This is a genomic window from uncultured Campylobacter sp., from assembly GCF_937997465.1.
Classification (GTDB): domain Bacteria; phylum Campylobacterota; class Campylobacteria; order Campylobacterales; family Campylobacteraceae; genus Campylobacter_A.
Genome location: NZ_CALKTQ010000224.1, coordinates 1 through 5654, shown reverse-complemented (window position 1 = coordinate 5654; position 5654 = coordinate 1). Strand labels below are relative to the sequence as shown.

Sequence of the window (5654 nt, the reverse complement as noted above, 5' to 3'; positions counted from 1 at the left end):
GATAACAAGAAAAGTATTTAAATTTAATACGACCTGGTAGCAAATTTTAAAACGAAATTCATCTACCACACAAAAAACTTTTTAAAAGACATAAAGTAAAATTCGGAAATTTAGTTTCTCTCAAATTTTGCTTTATGTTAACTTCAAAAATCATATATAAAGTCAAATTTGACGGTTCCTGTGCAAAATAAGAAACCGCCAAAATAACTTAAAATTTCTTACGTCTTACGTCTTCTACTATCGCCTTTGCCATGCTGTCTACCTCGGCGGTTACGACGCTCGTATCGTTTGCAACCCTGACGTTTTGCTTAGTTAGCTCATCAACCTCGGCTACGCCTTGATTTATCATATTGATAGCTTCGCTTTGCTCCCTGATGCTTTCGCTCATCTCATTGATGCTTTGAGCTAGCACGTTTGCGTTGGCTTCGATTTCGCCGAGAGATTTTTGCGTACGTTCGGCTAGTTTGCGGACCTCATCGGCCACGACCGCAAAGCCTCTGCCGTGTTCGCCTGCGCGCGCTGCTTCGATGGCTGCGTTAAGCGCTAGCAAGTTTGTCTGATCGGCGATATCGCGGATGATGACGATGATGTTTTTGATCTCCTCGCTTTGGCGCGTTACATCTTCGGCCTTTTGGCTGATAGCATTCATAGAGCTACTCATCTCCTCGACTGCTGCGGCGCTCTCTTGTAGCGAATTAGCCTGCGAATTAGCGCCTTGCGTGACTTGCTGCATCGAGCGAGCTAAAAACTCGGCCTTTTCTTCAAGCGTATGCGCCTGCTCTAAATTTGCCCTTAGCATACCGGCTATCTCTTCGCCTAAAGCATTGATACCGGCAGCTACTTTGCCTTCATCGTCGAGTCTTTTCGTAAAGTCCTGATTTTTAAAGCTTTCTAGCAAATTTAACACCTCGTCGCCGTTTGCAGCTATGGCTTGTTTTAGCGCGATTTGTAGGTCTTTAAAAGTCTGTTTTAGCTGGCTAAGAGCCGGATTTGAGGTGTCGGCGTTTAGCTGGGCTACATAGTTGCCCTTGCCTATCTGCCCTACAAATGCGTTTGCCTCTTTTATGAAGCTATTTTGCTCGGCGAGATTTGCCTCGATTTGCCTGATATTTTCGTTTATTAGCGTGCTCATCTGTCCGATCTCGTCGCTTCCGCTGCGCTCTAACGTTTCGGCTTTGTCGGTTTTATTGTTTAAAAATTCGAAAAATCTCACAAGGCCGTTTTTAGTCTGATCAATACCTGAGATTAAATTTTTACCGATTATGATAGAAGCCAGCAACATCAAAAGCACGCACACGGCGATAACAATACCGCTAAATACGAGCTGTGCCGTCACTTCACTTTTTACCTGCGAGGCTGCATTTTTCATATCGCTTAATAGCTTTAGCTCTAGCTCCCTCATCGCATCTATAGATAGAGTTATTTTTGAGAACCAAGTCGCGGGGTCGTATGATATATCCTCGGTAGTGACTACGTTTTTGATGATATTCATCGCATCGTTAAAGTCCGCCTTTTTTCTAGCGATAGTATCAAATTCAGCACTAAATTCTTTTGGATTGTACTCGTCGAAATCCTGCATAAATTTATTGATTACGCTATTTAGTGCGACTACTTTGTTATAGTCTTCTTTGCTTATACTTTTTTTAGTAAAAACCCCGTTTAGCGTAGCGCGTAAGATACCAAACGATTCCTTTATCTCCCCGACGATAATAATGCGTTCTAAATCATCAACGAGGCTAGGCTCCAGTTTGTCGCTATATCCGTTTATAGCGATAACTTCTTTTCTTAGTATTTTAGTTATACGTCCGATTAGATTATCGCCGCTTCTTTGATCTACGCCCGAGCGAATGCTAGCTATCTCCGGAGCTATTTCGTTCTTTTCCGCAAGCTTCTCAAGCGCCGCATCCACGTTCTTGCGCTGAGCCACGAGTTTAGCATTGTCTCCGCCGGCTAGCACTCCAGAGCTAAAACCGCGCTCTTTTTGCATCTCGTGAATGAAGTCGTTTTGATTTATGATCGTATCTACTATACGCTCGCTGTAATCGGCTTTATCGCGAGTTTTGATAATACCGTTTAACATATAGGCGCTAATGATACCAAGACCTATTAGCCCGACTAGAGCTATGACTAAAATTTTAAGTTTTATGCTCAGATTGTTCATCCTTCCTCCTTTATCTTGCGCTTTTTTCTTGCACTCGTTTTATAAAATATTTCGCGTTTTCCACCGGAATATCAGGCAAAATACCGTGTCCGAGATTAAAGATATGCGGCGCGTTTTTCATCGTCTGCAAAATTCGTTCCACACCCGCGTCGATCGCCTCTTTGCTATAAAGGCGCGTAGGCTCCATATTTCCTTGAAGGACGTATTTCGGGCTTAGTTTTTCTTTAGCAAGCTCGATCGGCGTACTCCAATCCACTCCAAAAACATCAAAATTTCCTGAAATTTTATCCAGATATCCGCTTATGCCTTTTGGAAAAACGATAACCGGAATTTGCGGAAATTCAGCCTTAAGCGCATCCACTATATCCATGATATACTTCCAGCCAAACTCAAAATAAGCCTCGTCTTCCAGCGCAGCCGCCCAGCTATCAAAAATTTGAACCGCGTTTACGCCGGCTTTTATCTGCTCTTTCATGTAGCCTATGAGCGCAGCCGTGACCTTGGCTAAAATTTGGTGCATAAACTCGGGATTTGAATACAAAAGCTTCTTGCTAACCGCATAGGTTTTCGTCCCGCCGCCCTCGATCATATACGTAGCTATCGTCCACGGCGCCCCGCAAAAGCCGATTAGTGCTTTATCCTGCGCCAAATTTTCGCGCGTTAGCTTGATCGTATCATATACGTAGTCTAAATTTTTAATTGATTTTTGAACATCCAGCCTATCTAGATCATCTTTCGTCTTGATCGGATAGCTAAACACCGGCCCCTCGCCTTGGACAAATTTAAGATCCATGCCCATTTCTAGCGGTACGACGAGGATATCGCTAAAAAGTATCGCCGCATCGACGCCCAAAATTTCAACCGGTTGGATCGTGACCTCGCTGGCTTTTTTATAATCCTTGCAAAGTGATAAAAAGTCGCCCGCCGCGGAGCGCACTCGCATATACTCGGGCAGATACCGACCAGCCTGCCGCATCATCCAAACAGGTGTATAAGGCGTCGGTTTTTTTAAACAAGCGTCGATGAAAATCATATATTTCCTTTAAATTTTTAGCGATTTTATCTAAATATTTATTAAATTCTAATCCGCCCACTTACTTTCGTCTAATTTTTTTTCATTTTTAGCCACCACTAGCGCGCCCAGCATATCTCCCGTCACGTTCATCGACGTGCGCCCCATGTCAAGGATCGCGTCGGTGCCCAAAATCAGCGCATACGCCGCAGCTACTGCGCTTCCGCCCTCGACTTTTAGACCGACTGATTCAAGCACCATCAAAAGCATTATCGCGCCCGCTCCAGGCACTCCGGCAGTTCCGACGGCGGCAAGGACGGCCGTTAGTATTATGGTCATTTTAGCCCCAGAGTCAAGCTCCACGCCTACGGCGTTAGCGATAAACATCGCGCAGATACCTAGATATATGATCGTGCCGTTCATATTTACGGTGGCTCCAACCGTAAGCGCAAATCCGTAAATTTGCTTTGGGATACCCATATCTTCTTCGGCCGTTTTCATCGAGATAGGCAGCGTTCCGCCCGAGCTTCTGGTTACAAAAGCCGTCAGCATAGGCGATCGAACTTTTTTTAGAAATTTAAACGGATTGATTTTAACGATCAAGCAAATCAAGAAATAAACGACGAAAATTTGAGTCGCAAAGCCGATATACGCGCTAACCGTGACGCCTAAAAGCGGTCCGAAAGCCTTTACGCCCTGCTGCGAAAATACGATAAATATAAGAGCGAAAACGCCAAACGGCGCGTACTCCATGATCCATCTTATGACGTAAAACATGATATGGTTGATTCCGTCAAATACGTCGTAGATCAAATTTCCCAGCCTACTAAGCCTCTCGTCCTTGCTATCCTTTAAAAACGAAAGCGCGACGCCGAAAAATAAGCTAAAAGTTATGATTTGTAAAATTTCGCCCTTTGCAATGGCTTCAAAAGGGTTAGTGGGAAACAAATTTACGAGTATCGACGACATACTAGGCGCATTTGCGGCCTTGCCTGCTACGTCGCCGCTGCCGGTTATGTGCAGTCCCGCGCCCGGCTCCAAAACAAGCCCGACCGCAAGCCCGACTATGATGGCAAAAAACGACGTCAATATGTAAAAAATCAGCACCTTTGCCCCTACTCTACCCAAGTCCGAAGGCGAGATGGAGCTACAGCCCACGATGAGCGAGGCCATAACGATAGGTACGATGATCATCTTAAGAAGTCTTATGAACACGTCGCCAAAAGGCTTTAGGATAACTATCGCGTCCTTTGCGTCTTGAAAAATGATGCCGCAAACGGCACCCAAAATAAGTCCGGCTAAAATTTTTAGAAGCAAATTCGCCTCGAAATATTTTTGAATTATTCCGCGTTTAGCGTTTGGTTGCACGAAATCTCCTTTAAATTTAATCCGTGAATTATAAGTAAATTTTTCTTTAACTACAAACACTTCTGTTTTTTAAATTACTGATTAAATTTAAAGCGAGGAAATTTTAAAAGGCGCAAATTTTAGTTTTTAGCCGCCAGTTCGTCTAGTAGATTTTGCAAATTTACGCCCGCCAAGCTATCAAACATTGCTTGTTGCGCGGAGCCAAATTTAGGCATCAAAAGCGCCTCAATCCTGCCTCCTAGCGGACAAGGCGGCGGCGAGTTTTTGTGGATTTTAAAGATGTCGTTTTCGCCCTCGTTTACCGCTGAAAATATATCAAAAAGCGTGATCTGCTCAGGCTTCTTAGCTAGGCTCGATCCGCCCGTGCCTGCGCTTACGTTTATTAAATTTGCCGATTTTAAAAGCCTGATTATATTTCGCACGATGACGGGGTTTGTGCCGATCGTGCCGGCCAAAAACTCGCTCGTATTTTTCTCGTCCTTAAAAAACTCGCAGCTAAGCAGGATGTGGATAGCGATGGAAAATTTTTGTCCTATTTGCATAACCGACCTTGATTTAAATTTAAAACCGCACGTTAGTTTCGTGCGGCGTTATTTTAGCTAAATTACGCAAAATTTTAAGCTCACGCCCTCTCGCCGACGGCGGTAAAGCGCTTTTGCACGAAATTTCTATTTTTTAGCTCGTCAATGATCGCGATCGCAAGATCGGCGTAGCTGATATAGCTCTCGTTTTGCGAGTTTAGTATGACGTGATCATTACCGAGCACGTATTTGCCGGTGCGAGCGCCGTTTGCGTCGTAGTCCCCGGCAGGCGAGACGTATGTCCAGAGTACGCCCGTTCTACCTTTTAGCTCAAAAAACGACTCCGCCGTAGCCTTTGCGACGCCCATATACTCAGGCGGGAAGCCCGGCGTATTCATAGCCATAGTGCCTTTATCGTCCACGTATAGCGTACCCGCGCCGCCGATGACGAGCAGTCTCGTTTTCGTACCGCTAAGCGCGTCTGCGAGGTGTTTTGCTACCTTTTTATGAAGGGGGAACGTTTCGGGCGTCCATGCCGCAAATGCGCTGATAACGGCGTCAAAGCTAGCTAGATCGGTCTTTGTTAGTTCAA

Annotated in this window: 5 protein-coding genes; all 5 read right to left on the bottom strand. The window is 44.9% G+C overall.

Going from position 1 to position 5654, the window contains the following annotated elements; translation table 11 throughout:
* Positions 1–208: 208 nt before the first annotated feature.
* Positions 209–2161, bottom strand: coding sequence for a methyl-accepting chemotaxis protein (locus Q0546_RS07505; protein ID WP_298791860.1), 1953 nt, complete (start codon positions 2159–2161; stop codon positions 209–211).
* A gap of 10 nt (positions 2162–2171) precedes the next feature.
* Positions 2172–3194, bottom strand: a complete 1023-nt coding sequence (hemE, locus tag Q0546_RS07500) for a uroporphyrinogen decarboxylase (protein WP_298791858.1) — start codon at positions 3192–3194, stop codon at positions 2172–2174.
* 48 nt (positions 3195–3242) lie between these two features.
* A complete protein-coding gene (locus Q0546_RS07495; protein ID WP_298791856.1) occupies positions 3243–4541 on the bottom strand; it encodes a dicarboxylate/amino acid:cation symporter in 1299 nt (432 codons plus the stop codon).
* 119 nt (positions 4542–4660) lie between these two features.
* Complete coding sequence (locus Q0546_RS07490; protein WP_298791854.1) at positions 4661–5083, bottom strand: Rrf2 family transcriptional regulator; 423 nt, start codon at positions 5081–5083, stop codon at positions 4661–4663.
* An 80-nt stretch (positions 5084–5163) separates the two neighbouring features.
* Positions 5164–5654: dihydrodipicolinate reductase (locus tag Q0546_RS07485; RefSeq protein WP_298791852.1), on the bottom strand; the 491-nt coding region annotated here is incomplete at its 5' end.

Coding starts and splice junctions, on each gene's coding strand:
- Q0546_RS07490 (WP_298791854.1), bottom strand. CDS start 5,083: ATGCAAATAGGACAAAAATTTTCCATCGCTATCCACATCCTGCTTAGC.
- hemE (WP_298791858.1), bottom strand. CDS start 3,194: ATGATTTTCATCGACGCTTGTTTAAAAAAACCGACGCCTTATACACCT.
- Q0546_RS07505 (WP_298791860.1), bottom strand. CDS start 2,161: ATGAACAATCTGAGCATAAAACTTAAAATTTTAGTCATAGCTCTAGTC.